General features: G+C 26.9%; 1 pseudogene. It reads left to right on the top strand.

The features are described from left to right. Nucleotides 1–93: 93 nt before the first annotated feature. A pseudogene (locus tag AC2FA3_RS15155) lies at nucleotides 94–279 on the top strand (D-alanine--D-alanine ligase A); the annotation flags it as partial.

Genomic DNA, 279 nt, shown 5'->3' on the forward strand with positions numbered 1-279 from the left:
CAATAACAATTGTAGAAGATACAGAAAAGTTTGATGTAAAGAAATACGGAGAGGAACTTGAAGTAGATAAAACTTTTATTTAATATAGAAAAAATAGCAGAAAAATTAAAATTTCCAATGTTTGTTAAACCATCAAATTCTGGATCTTCTGTAGGGGTAAAAAAGGCAACTAATAAAGAAGAATTAAAAATTGCAATAGAAAATGCAGGACAATATGATAGCAAAATTTTAGTTGAACAAGGTGTTAATGCTAGAGAATTAGAATGTGCAATTTTAGAT

It is taken from the genome of Janibacter sp. CoH_79_TC_3 (genome assembly GCF_058197955.1).